The sequence below is a fragment of the Streptomyces aurantiaciflavus genome, assembly GCF_049808595.1.
Taxonomy (GTDB): domain Bacteria; phylum Actinomycetota; class Actinomycetes; order Streptomycetales; family Streptomycetaceae; genus Streptomyces.
Genome location: NZ_JBNCAQ010000012.1, coordinates 257,275 through 271,624 on the forward strand (window position 1 = coordinate 257,275; position 14,350 = coordinate 271,624).

16 protein-coding genes are annotated in these 14,350 nt (G+C 71.9%); 9 read left to right on the plus strand and 7 right to left on the minus strand.

Translation table 11 applies throughout. The annotated features are described in order from the left end of the window. Positions 1-27 precede the first annotated feature (27 nt). The 5 genes from ACPT94_RS17190 (at position 28) to hemC (ending at position 3,897) form a co-directional block, all read left to right on the plus strand. On the plus strand, positions 28-804 hold the full coding sequence (locus ACPT94_RS17190) for an NPP1 family protein (RefSeq protein ID WP_360350076.1): 777 nt from the start codon (positions 28-30) through the stop codon (positions 802-804). 102 nt (positions 805-906) lie between these two features. After that, on the plus strand, positions 907-1,923 hold the full coding sequence (locus tag ACPT94_RS17195; protein WP_360350073.1) for a questin oxidase family protein: 1,017 nt from the start codon (positions 907-909) through the stop codon (positions 1,921-1,923). A 28-nt stretch (positions 1,924-1,951) separates the two neighbouring features. Continuing rightward, positions 1,952-2,470, plus strand: coding sequence for a hypothetical protein (locus tag ACPT94_RS17200; RefSeq protein ID WP_360350071.1), 519 nt, complete (start codon positions 1,952-1,954; stop codon positions 2,468-2,470). Further along, the gene (locus ACPT94_RS17205; protein ID WP_360350068.1) at positions 2,467-2,934 is read left to right on the plus strand and encodes a GNAT family N-acetyltransferase; all 468 of its coding nucleotides are present in this window, start codon (positions 2,467-2,469) and stop codon (positions 2,932-2,934) included. The genes ACPT94_RS17200 and ACPT94_RS17205 overlap by 4 nt, the downstream gene beginning before the upstream one ends. A 27-nt stretch (positions 2,935-2,961) precedes the next feature. After that, the gene (hemC, locus tag ACPT94_RS17210; protein ID WP_360350065.1) at positions 2,962-3,897 is read left to right on the plus strand and encodes a hydroxymethylbilane synthase; all 936 of its coding nucleotides are present in this window, start codon (positions 2,962-2,964) and stop codon (positions 3,895-3,897) included. Between the two features lie 328 nt (positions 3,898-4,225). On the opposite strand, the gene ACPT94_RS17215 is transcribed toward hemC, so the two are convergent. The 4 genes from ACPT94_RS17215 to ACPT94_RS17230 form a co-directional block, all read right to left on the minus strand. Further along, positions 4,226-4,747: a hypothetical protein gene (locus ACPT94_RS17215; protein ID WP_360350062.1), complete on the minus strand. Its 522-nt coding sequence runs from the start codon at positions 4,745-4,747 to the stop codon at positions 4,226-4,228. A 203-nt stretch (positions 4,748-4,950) separates the two neighbouring features. Next, entirely contained in the window at positions 4,951-5,811 is an 861-nt protein-coding gene (locus ACPT94_RS17220) for an ABC transporter permease (RefSeq protein ID WP_360350059.1), read from the minus strand. Next, positions 5,771-6,607, minus strand: a complete 837-nt coding sequence (locus ACPT94_RS17225) for an ABC transporter ATP-binding protein (protein ID WP_360350056.1) — start codon at positions 6,605-6,607, stop codon at positions 5,771-5,773. Before ACPT94_RS17225 ends, ACPT94_RS17220 begins: the two co-directional genes overlap by 41 nt. Then, the gene (locus tag ACPT94_RS17230) at positions 6,604-7,059 is read right to left on the minus strand and encodes a MarR family winged helix-turn-helix transcriptional regulator (RefSeq protein WP_360350054.1); all 456 of its coding nucleotides are present in this window, start codon (positions 7,057-7,059) and stop codon (positions 6,604-6,606) included. The genes ACPT94_RS17225 and ACPT94_RS17230 overlap by 4 nt, the downstream gene beginning before the upstream one ends. 243 nt (positions 7,060-7,302) lie before the next feature. Here ACPT94_RS17230 and ACPT94_RS17235 point away from each other — a divergent pair, with 243 nt between their 5' ends. Continuing rightward, positions 7,303-8,094, plus strand: coding sequence for an RNA polymerase sigma factor SigF (locus ACPT94_RS17235; RefSeq protein ID WP_360350150.1), 792 nt, complete (start codon positions 7,303-7,305; stop codon positions 8,092-8,094). Positions 8,095-8,119: 25 nt separating this feature from the next. On the opposite strand, the gene ACPT94_RS17240 is transcribed toward ACPT94_RS17235, so the two are convergent. After that, the gene (locus ACPT94_RS17240) at positions 8,120-8,455 is read right to left on the minus strand and encodes an ANTAR domain-containing protein (protein WP_360350052.1); all 336 of its coding nucleotides are present in this window, start codon (positions 8,453-8,455) and stop codon (positions 8,120-8,122) included. A gap of 105 nt (positions 8,456-8,560) precedes the next feature. Here ACPT94_RS17240 and ACPT94_RS17245 point away from each other — a divergent pair, with 105 nt between their 5' ends. Continuing rightward, positions 8,561-9,364, plus strand: coding sequence for a VOC family protein (locus ACPT94_RS17245; RefSeq protein WP_360350049.1), 804 nt, complete (start codon positions 8,561-8,563; stop codon positions 9,362-9,364). A 22-nt stretch (positions 9,365-9,386) separates the two neighbouring features. On the opposite strand, the gene glgX is transcribed toward ACPT94_RS17245, so the two are convergent. Both glgX and ACPT94_RS17255 read right to left on the minus strand, forming a co-directional pair. Further along, positions 9,387-11,534 (minus strand): glycogen debranching protein GlgX, encoded by a 2,148-nt coding sequence (glgX, locus tag ACPT94_RS17250; RefSeq protein ID WP_360350046.1) that lies wholly within the window; start codon positions 11,532-11,534, stop codon positions 9,387-9,389. Further along, on the minus strand, positions 11,531-12,046 hold the full coding sequence (locus ACPT94_RS17255) for a pep a2 (protein ID WP_360350043.1): 516 nt from the start codon (positions 12,044-12,046) through the stop codon (positions 11,531-11,533). Before ACPT94_RS17255 ends, glgX begins: the two co-directional genes overlap by 4 nt. A 294-nt stretch (positions 12,047-12,340) precedes the next feature. Between ACPT94_RS17255 and ACPT94_RS17260 the strand changes: the two genes are divergently transcribed. Beyond that, positions 12,341-12,637 carry a DUF5133 domain-containing protein gene (locus ACPT94_RS17260; RefSeq protein WP_360350040.1) on the plus strand — a complete coding sequence of 99 codons (297 nt, stop codon included), beginning with the start codon at positions 12,341-12,343 and terminating at the stop codon, positions 12,635-12,637. A gap of 81 nt (positions 12,638-12,718) precedes the next feature. Further along, positions 12,719-14,350 (plus strand): alpha-1,4-glucan--maltose-1-phosphate maltosyltransferase (locus tag ACPT94_RS17265; protein WP_425246218.1); only part of this gene is annotated, 1,632 nt, incomplete at its 3' end.

A 14,350-nucleotide genomic window follows, 5' to 3' on the forward strand; every position in this document is an offset into this window, starting at 1 on the left:
TGCGCCCGCAACCAAGAGGAGGACGCAGTGTCGTCACCGAAGTTCAAGGCTCACCGCAGGAGATGGCTCACCGGTCTCGCCGGCGCCGCCGCGCTCGTGGTCGCCTCCCCCACGGCCGCCTTCGCCGCCCCGCCCCGGGCGCTGCCGGCCAACGCCGAGGCCGCCGAGAAGACCTTCCAGCCCGCATTCGACTACGACACGGACGGCTGCTACTCCACGCCCGCGATCGGCCCCGACGGCACCGTCAACGGGGGTCTGAAGCCCACCGGTTCGCTGAGCGGCGACTGCCGGGACGCGTCCGACCTGGACAACACCAACAGCTACTCGCGCTACAAGTGCAACAACGGCTGGTGCGCCTACATGTACGGCCTGTACTTCGAGAAGGACCAGGCCGTGTCGGGCAGCAGCATCGGCGGGCACCGCCACGACTGGGAGCACGTGGTCGTCTGGGTCCAGAACAACCAGGTCCAGTACGTCTCGACGTCCAACCACGGCTCGTTCACCGTCACCGCCGCCTCCGGGGTCCGCTTCGACGGCACACACGCCAAGATCGTCTACCACAAGGACGGCATCAGCACCCACTGCTTCCGGCTCGCGAACTCGGGTGACGAGCCGCCGGAGAACCACAAGGGCACCTGGCAGTACCCGCCGCTGGTCGGCTGGAACGGCTACCCGGCGGGCCTGCGCGACAAGCTGAGCGCGTACGACTTCGGCAGCGCCAACTTCGGCCTGAAGGACGCCAATTTCGCCAACCACCTCGCGTCGGCCAAGCCGTCCGGGATCGCCTTCGACCCCAACGCGTGAGCCCGTGCCCGGGATCGGTCCCGGGGTCTAGGACCCGAGCCGCGCTCGGGTTCGGCCCCCGGCCCGATCCCGGTCCGCCGCCCGGACCGTAACGTCCCGTACATGACCACGAACGACATGAGCGGACGGCTCGACGAGGCTTTGGAACGGCTCCACCGCACAGGTCCGGAACGGCTCGGGCGGCTCTCCAACCACGCCCCCATGGTGGTCGAGTCCCTGGCCGCCCACGGGCAGGCCGGCGCCGTGCACCGCTGGCTGGACCGCTACCAGGACAAACTCGAGGAGTTTCCCGACCCGGTGGCCCCGGTCACGGACGCCGACTGGCGGGAGGCCCTGGGCGACATCCGCCGCGCCGCCGACTGGGTCGCCCACTTCACCCGCGCCCTCGCCGAACGCCCGTGGCGCGACGTCCTCGCCGAGTGGTGGCCCCGCCTGCTGCCCGGCCTGTACGGCGCCGCCACGCACCCGGTGATCCGGGTCGGCCACGCCGTACGCGCCCTGGAGGCCGAGGAGAACGCGCCCCGCGTCGCCGAACTCGCCCACGCCCTGGGCTACTGGGCCGCCCGGCACCGCCCCGTCTCCGGCGTCACCGCGCTGCCCGGCGCGCCGACCGCGGCCGAGTCGCTGGACGCCGTCCCCGCGGTGCGGTTGGAGAGCTGGGCCTACCCGGACCGCCTGGCGGTCGTCCGCGAACTCCCCGTCTGGGCCGACGACGTGACCGACCCCGACACCGCTCGCGCCCGCCTCACCGAACTGGTCCGCGCCGCGACGCACCGCTACGCCACCCACGGCCACGGCGAGGAGACGATGCTGGTGCACGCGGCGACGGCCCCCAACGCCGTGCTGCGCACCCTGGATTCGCTCCCCCGCACGCTGTGGGCGCCGAGCCTGCACGCGGCCTGGACGGCGTCCGCGGCCGTCACCGCGATGTACGCCCCCGCGGAACCGGTCGACTACGTGCCGCCCGCCCGCCTCACCGCCGAGGAAGTCGTCGAACGCGCCCTCGCCCACGGCGACGAACACGTCATCAAGCTGACCGACACCGCCCTCGACGTCGGGGACGAGCAGGCACTCGCCGCCGCACTGCGCTCGGTGGAACTCAGCCGTCCTCTGGTGTGACCGTCGTCCCGCGCCCGATGATGGGCGTATGGATCTTGCCAAGGAACTCCCGTACGCGGTCGACGCTGATGCCCTGCTGGCCCTGGCCGAGGATCACCATGACCGTCCCGCACGGCCGTTGGGGACGCACGAGACCGCCGGGCACCTGGTGAAGGCCTACGCGCTGGAGGCGCCCGGCCGCACGGTCACCGAGCAGGACGCCGAGGCGGCCCTGCGGATGGCGGCCGACCACCTGGCGTCCGGCCGGCAGCGGGGCTCCCTCGGTCTCGCCGTGCTGATCGTGCACGCGGGCGGCGACGGTGACTACGTGCTCGTCCACACCTGGATCGAGGGCGACATGGCGGACCTCGCGATCTTCATGGGCCCCGTCGGACGTCCCGAGCTGCTGCGCCCGGGCCGGGCCGGGCTCGCGCCCTGCGTCTGGGAGGCGGCCCTGCTGGCGCACGAGCGGGAGGCGTTCTCCCGCCATGTCCTGAGCGGCACCGGCCCGCTCCCCGACCGCCTCGCCGCCTGGAGCGCGGACACCGTGGCGGGAACCGTGCGATGAGCGACGCGCCCCTGGTACGGCCCGCCCGGCCCGCCGATCTGCCGCGGGTTGCCGAACTGGCCTGTGAGCACGCCGAGTACGAGCGGGCCGCGCCACCGGCGCCGGATCTCGCGGAGCGACTGCACACCCTGCTCTTCGGCACACCGGCCCCCCGGCTGCGCTGCCTCGTCGCCGAGACACCCGACGGCGAGGTCGTCGGCTACGCCAGCTGCGCGCCCGAGCTGTCCACCTGGGACGGCTGTGAATACCTGCACATGGACTGCCTGTTCCTCACCCCCGGCCACCGCGGCCACGGCCTCGGCGCGCTCCTCATGGACGCGGTGACCGCCGAGGCCCGCGCCCTGGGCCTCACCGAGGTGCAGTGGCAGACGCCCGTCTGGAACGAAGGAGCGATCCGCTTCTACGACCGGCTCGGCGCCCACGCCAAGGAGAAGGTGCGCTTCACCCTGACCGTCGAGCAGTGACCCGTCCGAGGGTCTATCGTGTCCCGCATGCCCGTTCCGGAAGTGATCCGCATCGTCTCCCGCGACTCGCCCATGGCCCTGGCCCAGGTCGAGCGTGTCCGCGCGGAGTTGGCCGCCCTGCATCCCGGTGTGCGCACCGAGGTCGTCCCCGTGAAGACGACCGGCGACAAGTGGATGGGGGACCTGTCCAAGGTCGAGGGCAAGGGCGCGTTCACGAAGGAGGTGGACGCGGCGCTGCTGGCCGGTGAGGCGGATCTGGCGGTGCACTGCGTCAAGGACGTGCCGGCGGACCGGCCGCTGCCCGCGGGCACGGTGTTCGCCGCGTTCCTGAAGCGGGACGACATCCGCGACGCCCTCGTGCACCCCGGCGGCCTCACCCTCGACGAGCTCCCGGCGGGGACGCGGATCGGCACCTCCTCGGTGCGCCGGATCGCCCAGCTGGCCGCCACCCACCCGCACCTGGAGTGCGTGCCGTTCCGCGGCAACGCCAACCGCAGGCTGGAGAAGCTGGCGGCGGGCGAGGCGGACGCGCTGCTGCTCGCGGTCTCCGGTCTCGAGCGCATCGAGCGGCGGGACGTGATCAGCGAGGTGCTGTCGCCGGAGACGATGATGCCGCCGATCGGCGCGGGCATCCTCGCCCTGCAGTGCCGCCAGGGCGACACCGATCTGATCGACGCCGTCAGCGGGCTCGGCGACCCGGCCACCCATCGGGAGGCCACCGCGGAACGCATGTTCCTGCATGTGCTGCAGGGACACTGCAACAGCCCCATCGCCGGCTTCGCGCACGTGGACCGCAGCGGCGAACTGTCCCTGCGGGCCTGTGTGTTCACCCCGGACGGCAAGACGCGGCTGAACGCCCACGAGTGGGCGGGCCGCCTCGACCCGGCCACGCTGGGCACCTCGGTGGCCGTGGCGCTGCTGCGCCAGGGCGCCCGCGAGATCATCGACGGCATCCCGCACTAGGCCTGTTGCGACAGTGGCGTCGTCGCCCGAAGGGCGGCCGCGTATCCGCCGCGGAGCGGCTGATGTCGCCGTCGGTGCGTGCTCTCGGCGTGCCGTCCGGAAGCCCTCGTACTGGGCGTACTCGGGCTTTCGGGCGGTGCGGCGAGTGGGGGCACCTCCCACGCCCTTCAGGCAGTGGGGGAGCGTGCCGGGCGTCGCCCGGCAGGCGCCACTTTCGCAACAGGCCCTGGGCCCTGCCCGGCGGATCAGGTCGCGGGGAGCCGGCCGTGCCGCGTCGGCCCCGCGTCCGCGGCGTGGCCCGCCGGACACGCCGTGGCCGGGTGCGGGGTCAGGCGGTGCCCTCTTCGGCCTGGTCCCGCAGGAAGTTGCTCACCTGACGGGCCAGGCTCTCCCGGCCGGTCCCGGCCGCGGTCCCGGCGGCGCCCTCCTGCAGGCCGACGCCGCCGACCCACATCCGGCGCCCGGCCCACTCGTCGTCCACGCGCAGCTGGACCTGTACGTCCACCTGACTGAGCGCGGCCTCCGGTCCGGCGGCGTACAGCACGGCGGTGGCCCGGCGCAGCGGGTAGACGTCGAAGCCCTCGATGAACTGCGAGTTGCGCCAGTCGATGAAGGCGCTCTCCCCGTCGGGCCCGATCCGCACGTCGATCTGCCCGTCCTCGAGGTGGATGCCGAAGCTGTGCTCCCCGCGGTTCTCCACGGTCACCCGGAGGCAGAAATACGTCAGTCCCTCGGCCGCGTCGTCCCGCCCGCGCGGCGGCTCGGCCTGCTCCAGGCGGTGGACGCGAACCCGCAGACCGGCATGCTCGTCGTACTCCTGCCAGTCCCCGACCACGTTCGGCTCGTACACAGTCCACCTCTCGACTTGCTACGGGCTGCTTCCTATCCGTGTGCTCAGTGCACTGTCAAATGAGCAGAATGCGCTGTGGCCAGGGAATTCACCCCTTTTGATCGCTGATCAAGCCGTGCGCAGGCACTATCCGCCGACGGGCCCCGCACGGGCGGTCCGCGGGCGTGCCGCACATCACGTCCCGGCGCCGCGTCCCGGCAAGATCAGCGGGCCAGCCGGCCCAGCAGCGCGGAGGCCGCGGTGATGCCGAGCGCGGCGGCGACGATCAGCACCGCGAAGTCGAGCGCGAGGTGCGCGGGCGTGCCGAGGAGGAGGCCGCGCAGGGCGTCCACCTCGTAGCTGAGGGGGTTGACCTTGCTGACCGCCTGGAGCCAGCCCGGCATGACGTCGACGGGGTAGAGGGCGTTGGAGCCGAAGAACAGCGGCATGGTGATCGCCTGGCCGAAGCCCATCAGCCGGTCGCGGCTGAGGACGATGCCCGCGATGGTCATGGACAGGCAGGAGAAGAAGGCCGAGCCGAGGACGACGATCGCCGCGACCCCGAGCAGCCTGAGCGGGTTCCAGGTCAGGGCGACGCCGAGCAGGGCGGCGATGACGATCACGACGACCGCCTGGATCACCGACTTCACACCGGCCGCGAACGCCTTGCCGGTGATGAGGGCGGAGCGCGGGGTCGGCGTCACCAGCAGCTTGTTGAGAACGCCGGCGTCGCGCTCCCAGATGATGTGGATGCCGTAGAAGATGGCGATGAACATCGCGGACTGAGCGATGATGCCGGGCGCCAGGTAGTCGATGTAGGGGACGCCGCCGGTGGGGATCGCCCTGAGACGGGTGAAGGTCTGGCCGAAGATCAGCAGCCACAGGGCCGGCTGGACCGCCCGGGTGTACAGCTCGGTGCGGTCGTGGCGCAGCTTCTGCAGTTCCACGGCGCACATCGCGGCGACGCGGGCCGGCAGCAGCCGCCAGCCCGCCCGGGGCTCCGGCGGCCGCAGCAGCAGGTCGATGCCCTGCTCGCGGGCGCGGTCAACCGACGCGCTGAGCGGTGCGGCGGGTGCTTCGGACATCGCGGAAGTCTCCTGACTGGTCGTCGAGGCCGCTGCCCGCGACGTCACGGAAGACGTCCTCCAGCGTGGGCAGCGGATCCGTGGCCGCGGCGCCCCGGCGTTCGCCGAGTCCCCGGCGCAGTTCGGCCGGGGTGCCCAGGGCGCGGACGCGGCCGTGGTGCATGAGGCCCACCCGGTCGCAGTACTGGTCGGCCTCGTCCATGTAGTGGGTGGTGACCAGGACGGTCATGCCGGTGGCCTCGCGTACGGCGGTGATGTGCTCCCAGACGCTCGTCCGGGCGATCGGGTCCAGGCCGATGGTCGGCTCGTCGAGGATCAGCAGCCGGGGCGCGCTGACCAGCGCCTGGGCGAGTTCCAGGCGCCGGACCATGCCACCGGAGTAGGTGCCGGCGAGCCGGTCGGCGGCGTCCGTGAGGTCCACGGCGGCCAGGGCCTGGGCGACGCGCGCCGCGTGTTCACGGCGCGGTACGTCGAAGACGCGGGCGAACAGGGAGACGTTCTCCCGGCCGGTGAGGTTCGCGTCGGCGGAGAGCTGCTGCGGCACGTAGCCGAGCAGCCGCCGTACGCCCATGCGCTCCCCGGCCGCGTCGTGACCGAAGACGCGGACCATGCCGGCCGGGACCGGCAGCAGGGTGGTGATGCAGCGGATCGCGGTGGTCTTTCCGGCGCCGTTCGGGCCGAGCAGACCGAAGACCTCGCCCTCACGGACGGTCAGGTCGAGTCCGTCGACCGCCCGGGTGTCCCCGAAGGCGTAGGCGAGCTGGGTGCAGGCGACGGCGTCGGTGGTGGTCGTCATGACTCCTCGGCCTCCTCGTGCAGCTGGACGGCGAGTGTGCGCAGGGCGGGGAGGGCGGCGCGCAGCGCCTCCTGGTCGGCGGCGTCGAGCCGGGCGACGTGGCGGCCGACGAGCGCGGCGCGCCGCTCCTTCCAGTCCCGCAGCCGGGCCTCGGCGGCCTCGGTGAGCAGCAGGCGGACGGCACGCCGGTCGGCGGGGTCGGTCTCCCGGACCAGGTAGCCGTCCTTGACCAGCTGGTTGACCAGGGTGGACACGGAGTTGCCCGCCAGGTACAGCTCCTTGGCCGCGTCCGACACGCCGATCCCGGGGCGCGCCTCGACCAGGCGCAGCAGCTCCACCTCGGCGCCCCGCAGGCGCGGCACGGTCAGACCGGCGCGCAGCCGGCGCCTGAGCAGCCGCTGGATGCCCACGAGCGCGTCGGCCAGTTCTTCCGGGAGGGTCTCCTGGTCCACGTGATCGAGATTACCTCTGTGTCAGAGATATCCGGCCCAAGGGCAGGTCAAGGAACGGTAGGGACAAATGATGCGTAACCGTTTCAGAACGCCCACACTGGGAATGAGCAGGAAGTGCTTCGGACAGGAGGCACGTCCGTGGGATCCCGCCGAACGGGCCGGTCCCGGGTGTGCTCTCACAGGTCCGAGCGCGCGTCCCACGGTGTCCGTCCACCGGCACCCTCCCTGAGGGAGGCGCGCGTGATGCGTAGCACCGTCAGAACCAAGCAGCACCCCCACGACGACGCCCCGGACACCACCGAGTCCTTCGCCCGGCTCGCGAGGCTGCCCGACGGGCCGGAGCGTCAGGCGCTCCGGGACGAGCTGGTCCAGCAGTGGCTGCCCATGGCCGAGCGGATCGCCGTCCGTTTCCGGGGGCGCGGCGAAGCTCTCGAGGACCTCTACCAGGTGGCGGCCCTGGGGCTCGTGAAGGCCGTCGACCACTACGACCCGTCCCGCGGCCGCGCCTTCGAGGCGTACGCGGTGCCGACGATAACGGGCGAGATCAAGCGTCACTTCCGTGACCACATGTGGACGCTGCACGTGCCGCGCCGGGTCCAGGACCTGCGCAATCGCGTGCGGCACGCTGCCAAGGAGCTGTCCCAGACCACCCCGGGACGGCCCCCCACCGTCGCCGAGATCGCCGAGTTCGCGCACCTGACCGAGGACGAGGTGCGCACCGGGATGGAGGCGCTGGAGTGCTTCTCCGCGCTGTCGCTGGAGGCCGAGATGCCCGGCACCGACGGCTACGCCCTGGAGGACGCCCTGGGCGGCCCCGATCCCGCCTACGACACGGTGGTCGACCGGGTGGCGGTCGCGCCCAGTCTGCGGGCGCTGCCGGAACGCGAGCGGACCATCCTGTACCTGCGCTTCTTCGGCGGGATGACCCAGAGCAGCATCGCCGAGCAGCTCGGGATCTCGCAGATGCACGTCTCGCGGCTGCTGAGCGGCTGCTTCGCCCGGCTGCGCGAGGAGGTCGCCCCCGAAGGGCAGTGAGGGTTGCGCGGGCGTGCCGCGCGCGTCACTCCACCGGCGGCGCGCCCGGGATCCGTGGGGAGCCGTGGCGGTCGAGGAGGCCCTCCAGCTCCGCACGGATCTCATGGGGCAGGGTTCCGCCGCGCCCCCAGACGAGGATCATCTCCGCGACGTTGCGCAACTTGACGTTCGTGTGCTGGGAGACGTCTCTGAGGACGTCCCATCCCTCGTCCGGCGTCATCCGGCCCAGGGCGACGACGACACCGATCGCCTGGTCCACCACGGCGTGGGAGGCGACGGCCTCCTTGAGCTGGTCGACCTCTCGCTGGAGTTCGAGGACCCGGTCCGTTTCGTCGCGGGACCCGCGCGGTACTCGTGGCACCTCTCCATCGTGCCACCGGCTCTCTCGGCAGGCGCCGTGGACGGTTCCGGCCGGACACTGGTGGAAGACACGGCTGCCGCCGAAAGATCAGGGAACGCGAGTGCCATGAACGATCATCCGACATCTGCCCCCGGTCCGGCGGAGGCCGTCTCCACGCACTCCGTGTTCGGCGCTCCCTGCTGGGTGAGCCTGACGAGCCGCGACCTGGAGGCGACGCAGGACTTCTACGGGGCCGTCCTCGGCTGGGAGTGGCGTCGGGGCCGGCTGGGCGAGCACTTCCGGACGGCGCTGGTGGACGGGGTCCCGGTCGCGGGCATCGCGGCCGTCGCCTCGATGTGGCAGATGGCGGTGGCCTGGACGCCGTACTTCGCCGTGCCCAGCGCGGACGTCGCCGCCTCCCGGGTCCGGGAGCGCGGCGGTACGGTCGCGGTCGGGCCGATCTCCCTGCCGCCCGGCCGGGCGGCGCTGCTGGCCGACCGGGAGGGCGCCACCTTCGGCATCTGGGAGGGACCGCTGCTGGGCAACTGGGAGGCCTGGCGGCAGGCGTCCCCCGCCTTCATCCGCCTGCACACCCGCGACGCCTTCGACTCGGCCATCTTCTACGGCGAGATCCTCGACTGGGCGTCCGACCGCCCCGGCTGCTGCGAGGTCCACTACGAGAGCGGCGAGGTCGTGCTGCGCAGCCGCGGCGACATCGTGGCCCGGATCGAGTCGGGGGCGCTGGAGGCCGCCCCCGACCCGACGATCCGGCCGCACTGGCAGGTCCACTTCGCCGTCACGGACGTCGCGGCCTGCGCGCGGGCGGCGGAGCAGCACGGCGGCAGTGTGCTGGGCAAGGCCGTCGACGAGGCCGTGCTGCGGGACCCGGACGGCGCCCAGTTCACGGTGACCTCGCACCGGGACCGCTGAGGACGCCCGGGGCGGAGCCCCGTCAGTCGGAGCGCCTCGGGGGACGGGACAGTACGACCAGGCTGCGGGCCTCGACGGCCACCGCGGCACCGGCCTTGTACTCCGTCTCGTCCGGGACGCCGTCGGGTTCCACGGTGTCGACGCACACCGTCCAGCGCTCCGCGTACTCGGCGCCGGGCAGCCGGAAGACGACGGGCTCCCAGTAGCTGTTGAGCAGCAGCAGGAAGGAGTCGTCGACGACGGGCCGGCCCTGGGAGTCGGGTTCGGCGATGGCGTCACCGTTGAGGAAGACCCCGACGCAGTGGGCGTCGGAGCGCTGCCAGTCCTGGTCGGTCATCTCGAGCGCGTCCGGCAGCAGCCACAGCAGGTCGGGCAGCGGCTGGCCGGCGTGCCTGAGGGTCTCGCCGCGGAAGAAACGGCGCCGGCGCAGCACGGGGTGGGCGGCGCGCAGGGCGACCAGGTGCCGGGTGAAGCCGACGAGGTCGCGCTGCTCGCGGGTGAGCCGCCAGTCGATCCAGGAGACCTCGTTGTCCTGGCAGTAGGCGTTGTTGTTGCCGCGCTGGGTGCGTCCGAGTTCGTCGCCGTGGCAGAGCATCGGGATGCCCTGCGACAGCAGCAGGGTGGCGAGGAGGTTGCGCTGCTGGCGGGCGCGCAGCTCCCGCACGGCCGGGTCGTCGGTGTCGCCCTCGACCCCGCAGTTCCAGGACCGGTTGACGCTCTCGCCGTCCTGGTTGTCCTCGCCGTTGGCCTCGTTGTGCTTGTCGTTGTAGGAGACGAGGTCGCGCAGGGTGAACCCGTCGTGCGCGGTCACGAAGTTGACGCTGGCGCGCGGGCGGCGCCGGTGGTGCGCGTACAGGTCGGAGGAGCCGGTGAGGCGGGAGGCGAACTCGGCGAGCGAGCCCGGTTCGGCCCGCCAGAAGTCCCGTACGGCGTCGCGGTAGCGGCCGTTCCACTCCGACCACAGGGGCGGGAAGTTGCCCACCTGGTAGCCGCCCTCGCCGACGTCCCACGGCTCGGCGATCAGCTTGACGCGGCTGATCACGGGGTCCTGCTGGATGAGGTCGAAGAAGGCCGACAGCCGGGACACCTCGTGGAACTGCCGGGCCAGTGTGGCCGCGAGGTCGAAGCGGAAGCCGTCGACGTGCATCTCGGTCACCCAGTACCGCAGCGAGTCCATGATCAGCTGGAGGACGTAGGGGTGGCGCATCAGCAGGCTGTTGCCGGTGCCGGTGGTGTCGTAGTAGTGGGCCCAGTCACCGTCCACCAGGCGGTAGTAGGAGGCGTTGTCGATGCCCCGGAAGGAGAGCGTGGGGCCTTTCTCGTTGCCCTCGGCGGTGTGGTTGTAGACGACGTCGAGGATCACTTCGAGACCGGCCGCGTGCAGCGCCTTCACCATCGCCTTGAACTCGGCGACCTGTTGTCCCCGGCTGCCGTGGGCGGCGTAGGCGTTGTGCGGGGCGAAGAAGCCGATGGTGTTGTAGCCCCAGTAGTTGGACAGGCCCCGGTCCTTGAGCACGCCGTCCTGCACGTACTGGTGGACCGGCATCAGCTCGATCGCCGTGACGCCCAGCGAGGTGAGGTGTTCGGTCACCGCGGGGTGCGCGAGGCCGGCGTAGGTGCCGCGCAGTTCGGGCGGGACGTCGGGGTGGGTGCGGGTCAGGCCGCGCACATGGGCCTCGTAGATCACCGTGTCCGCGTACGCGCGGCGCGGCGAGCGGTCCTCGCCCCAGTCGAACGCCGGGTCGGTGACGACGCCGAGCAGGGTGTGCCCGGCGCTGTCCTTCGGGTCGGGGCGGTCGCCCGCGCGTTCGAAGAGGGAGGCGTGGTTGTCGATCTGGCCGTCCACGGCCCGCGCGTACGGGTCGAGGAGCAGCTTCGCCGGGTTGCAGCGGTGCCCGCCGGCCGGGTCCCACGGACCGTGGACCCGGTAGCCGTAGCGCTGCCCCGGGCCGATTCCGGGGAGATAGGCGTGCCAGACGAAGCCGTCGACCTCGCTCAGCGCGACGCCGCGGCTGCCGCCGTCGTCGTCGACGAGGACGAGGTCGACGCGTTGGGCGACCTCGCTGAACAACGCGAAGTTGGTGCCTTCTCCGTCGAAGTCGGCACCCAGCGGGTAGGGGTGCCCGCTCCACACGGGCACCCCTGCGCTCCGGTTCGTCCGCGAGGTCACCGGGCGCCCTCCATGGCGTCGTCGGCCTCGTCCGCCGGGGCGGCGGCCAGGGCCGTCACCGGCAGCTCGCGCGGCACCTGCAGCATCTCGCGCAGGTCCGGCTCGGGCACGGTCGGTACCAGCGGGACACGTTCGCCGGCGCGGGCGCGCTGGGAGAACCAGATGACCTTGCTGCCGGTGGCGGTGGCGCAGCAGCCCCAGCCGTCGCTCATGGCGGCGATCCGCTCGAGGCAGCCACGCAGGTCCTGGTCCGGGCGCAGGTCACGGTCGCCTCCCCCGACGGCGGTGATGAGGTGCTGGCCGTTCCACCACATCTCGATCGACGTGTGTTTGTCCGTGGCGTGCTCGTCGATGGCCTTCAGCAGCATCTCGGCACCACGGCAGACGGGCTCGACGAGGTTTTCCAGGTCCCAGTACCGGAGGTGCGCGGCCAGAATGCGCCTGACCTGCCCGACCCGTTCCGGGCTCACGTCCACGTCGAGGTGGTAGTAGCAGGGCACTGCGGTCTTCATCGTCGTTGCTCCTCACCGGCGAGGCTCCCGCTCCTCCTCGGACCGAAGACCGAGCACCCCGAACACGAAGCGTGAGCGTTGATCGCTCCTGAGTCACAACCACAGTGAGGCCGCTACGCCATTCGTGCAACACGAGCACACCACGACCAAGATCCAACAGGACGTTGAGTGGTGGGCCGTGCACCATAAGTGAAGGCCTCGGGAGGATTGACGGTTCCGCACCTCTGCGTACAGGGCCGACCCGCTCGTCGCGGGCCGACGTACCTCTCGAACTCCCGGAAGGTGACCAGCGCCATGCTGCTACCAGCGAAGACCGAAGTGGCCAGACGTCTGCGAAGTTACCGCGCGTGGGAGCGTGCGATGCTCGCGTGCCCGGGCGACCGCGCGGTGCGCGCCACCTTCGAGAACTGCGGATACACCCTCTGTGTGCTGATGGGCAAGCGGTGCGCTCGTGAGGCCGCGGACGCCGCCGAGCAGTACCTGCGCGGCGGCGCGGAAGCCCGCCCCCGGCGGGGCGGAGTGGGCCGGAGGAATGGTCTCGCACGGCTGACGGTGACCAGGCCGGTACCGCGACTGGCTGCGAAGCGTTAGCAGTCCGTGCCCCTGCCCCGGCGGGCTCGGGCATCCAACAGCGGGCGACAGAGGCCTGTTTCAGTTCAGCGGAGGTGCAGCGTGAGGTCCACGAAGGCGATCGGCCGTATCCCGGTACGGGACGTCCAGCCGCTGGTGGAGTGCGGCAGGCGGCCGGCCAAGTCCGTGGTCGGGGAGACGTTCCTGGTGACCGCGACCGTGTTCCGCGAGGGCCACGACGCCATCGGCGCGAACGTGGTCCTCAAGGGCCCGGACGGCCGCCGTGGACCGTGGACGCCGATGCGTGAACTCGCCCCGGGGACCGATCGTTGGGGCGCCGAGGTGACGCTGGACGAGGTGGGCCGCTGGACCTGCACGGTGGAGGCCTGGAGCGACCCGCTCACGACCTGGCGCCGTCACGCGGAGGTCAAGATCCCGGCGGGCATCGACACGGGACTGGTCCTGGAGGAGGGCGGCCGGCTCTACGAGCGGGCGGCCGCCCGTGTGCCGCGCGGCCCCGCCCGCACCGTGGTGCGGGAGGCCGCCAGGAAGCTGCTCGACGACTCGCTGCCGGCGACCGAACGCTACGCGGCGGCGCTGGAACCGGAGGTGGCGGAGGTCCTCGCCCGCCATCCTTTCCGGGAGTTCGTCTCCGCCGGTACCGCCATGCCCCTGCTGGTGGAGCGGGAACGGGCCCTGTACGGCTCCTGGTACGAGTTCTTCCCCCGCTCCGAGGGCACGGCCGAGCGTCCGCACGGCACCTTCCGCACCGCGGCCCGGCGGCTGCCCGCGATCGCCGCGATGGGCTTCGACGTCGTCTATCTGCCGCCGATCCACCCCATCGGCACGACGTTCCGCAAGGGCCGCAACAACACCCTCACCCCCGGCCCGGACGACGTGGGCGTGCCGTGGGCGATCGGGTCGCCGGAGGGCGGCCACGACGCCGTGCACCCGGAGTTGGGGACTCTGGAGGACTTCGCCTGGTTCGTCGAGCGGGCGAGGGAGCAGGGGCTGGAGGTCGCGCTCGACTTCGCCCTGCAGTGCTCGCCCGACCACCCCTGGGTGCAGAAGCACCCCGAGTGGTTCCACCACCGGCCGGACGGCACGATCGCCTACGCCGAGAACCCGCCGAAGAAGTACCAGGACATCTACCCCATCGCCTTCGACGCCGACATGGACGGCCTGGTCAGGGAGACCGTGCGGATCCTGCGGCACTGGATGTCGTACGGGGTGCGGATCTTCCGCGTGGACAACCCGCACACCAAGCCGGTGGTGTTCTGGGAGCGGGTGATCGCGGACGTCAACCGCACCGACCCCGACGTGATCTTCCTGGCCGAGGCCTTCACCCGGCCCGCGATGATGCACACGCTGGGCCAGATCGGCTTCCAGCAGTCGTACACCTACTTCACCTGGCGCAACAGCAAGCAGGAACTGACGGAGTACCTCACCGAACTTTCCGGTGAGGCGGCCTCCTACATGCGGCCGAACTTCTTCGCCAACACGCCGGACATCCTGCACGCCTACCTCCAGCACGGCGGGCGTCCCGCCTTCGAGGCGCGGGCCGTCCTGGCGGCGACCCTGTCTCCCACCTGGGGCATCTACAGCGGCTACGAACTGTGCGAGAACACCCCGTTGCGCGAGGGCGGCGAGGAGTACCTCGACTCGGAGAAGTACCAGCTCAGGCCGCGTGACTGGGAGGCGGCCGAGCGCGAGGGCCGCACCATCGCCCCGCTC

Coding starts and splice junctions, on each gene's coding strand:
- ACPT94_RS17195 (WP_360350073.1), top strand. CDS start 907: ATGACCACGAACGACATGAGCGGACGGCTCGACGAGGCTTTGGAACGG.
- ACPT94_RS17200 (WP_360350071.1), top strand. CDS start 1,952: ATGGATCTTGCCAAGGAACTCCCGTACGCGGTCGACGCTGATGCCCTG.
- ACPT94_RS17205 (WP_360350068.1), top strand. CDS start 2,467: ATGAGCGACGCGCCCCTGGTACGGCCCGCCCGGCCCGCCGATCTGCCG.
- hemC (WP_360350065.1), top strand. CDS start 2,962: ATGCCCGTTCCGGAAGTGATCCGCATCGTCTCCCGCGACTCGCCCATG.
- ACPT94_RS17220 (WP_360350059.1), bottom strand. CDS start 5,811: ATGTCCGAAGCACCCGCCGCACCGCTCAGCGCGTCGGTTGACCGCGCC.
- ACPT94_RS17225 (WP_360350056.1), bottom strand. CDS start 6,607: ATGACGACCACCACCGACGCCGTCGCCTGCACCCAGCTCGCCTACGCC.
- ACPT94_RS17235 (WP_360350150.1), top strand. CDS start 7,303: ATGCGTAGCACCGTCAGAACCAAGCAGCACCCCCACGACGACGCCCCG.
- ACPT94_RS17245 (WP_360350049.1), top strand. CDS start 8,561: ATGAACGATCATCCGACATCTGCCCCCGGTCCGGCGGAGGCCGTCTCC.
- ACPT94_RS17255 (WP_360350043.1), bottom strand. CDS start 12,046: ATGAAGACCGCAGTGCCCTGCTACTACCACCTCGACGTGGACGTGAGC.
- ACPT94_RS17260 (WP_360350040.1), top strand. CDS start 12,341: ATGCTGCTACCAGCGAAGACCGAAGTGGCCAGACGTCTGCGAAGTTAC.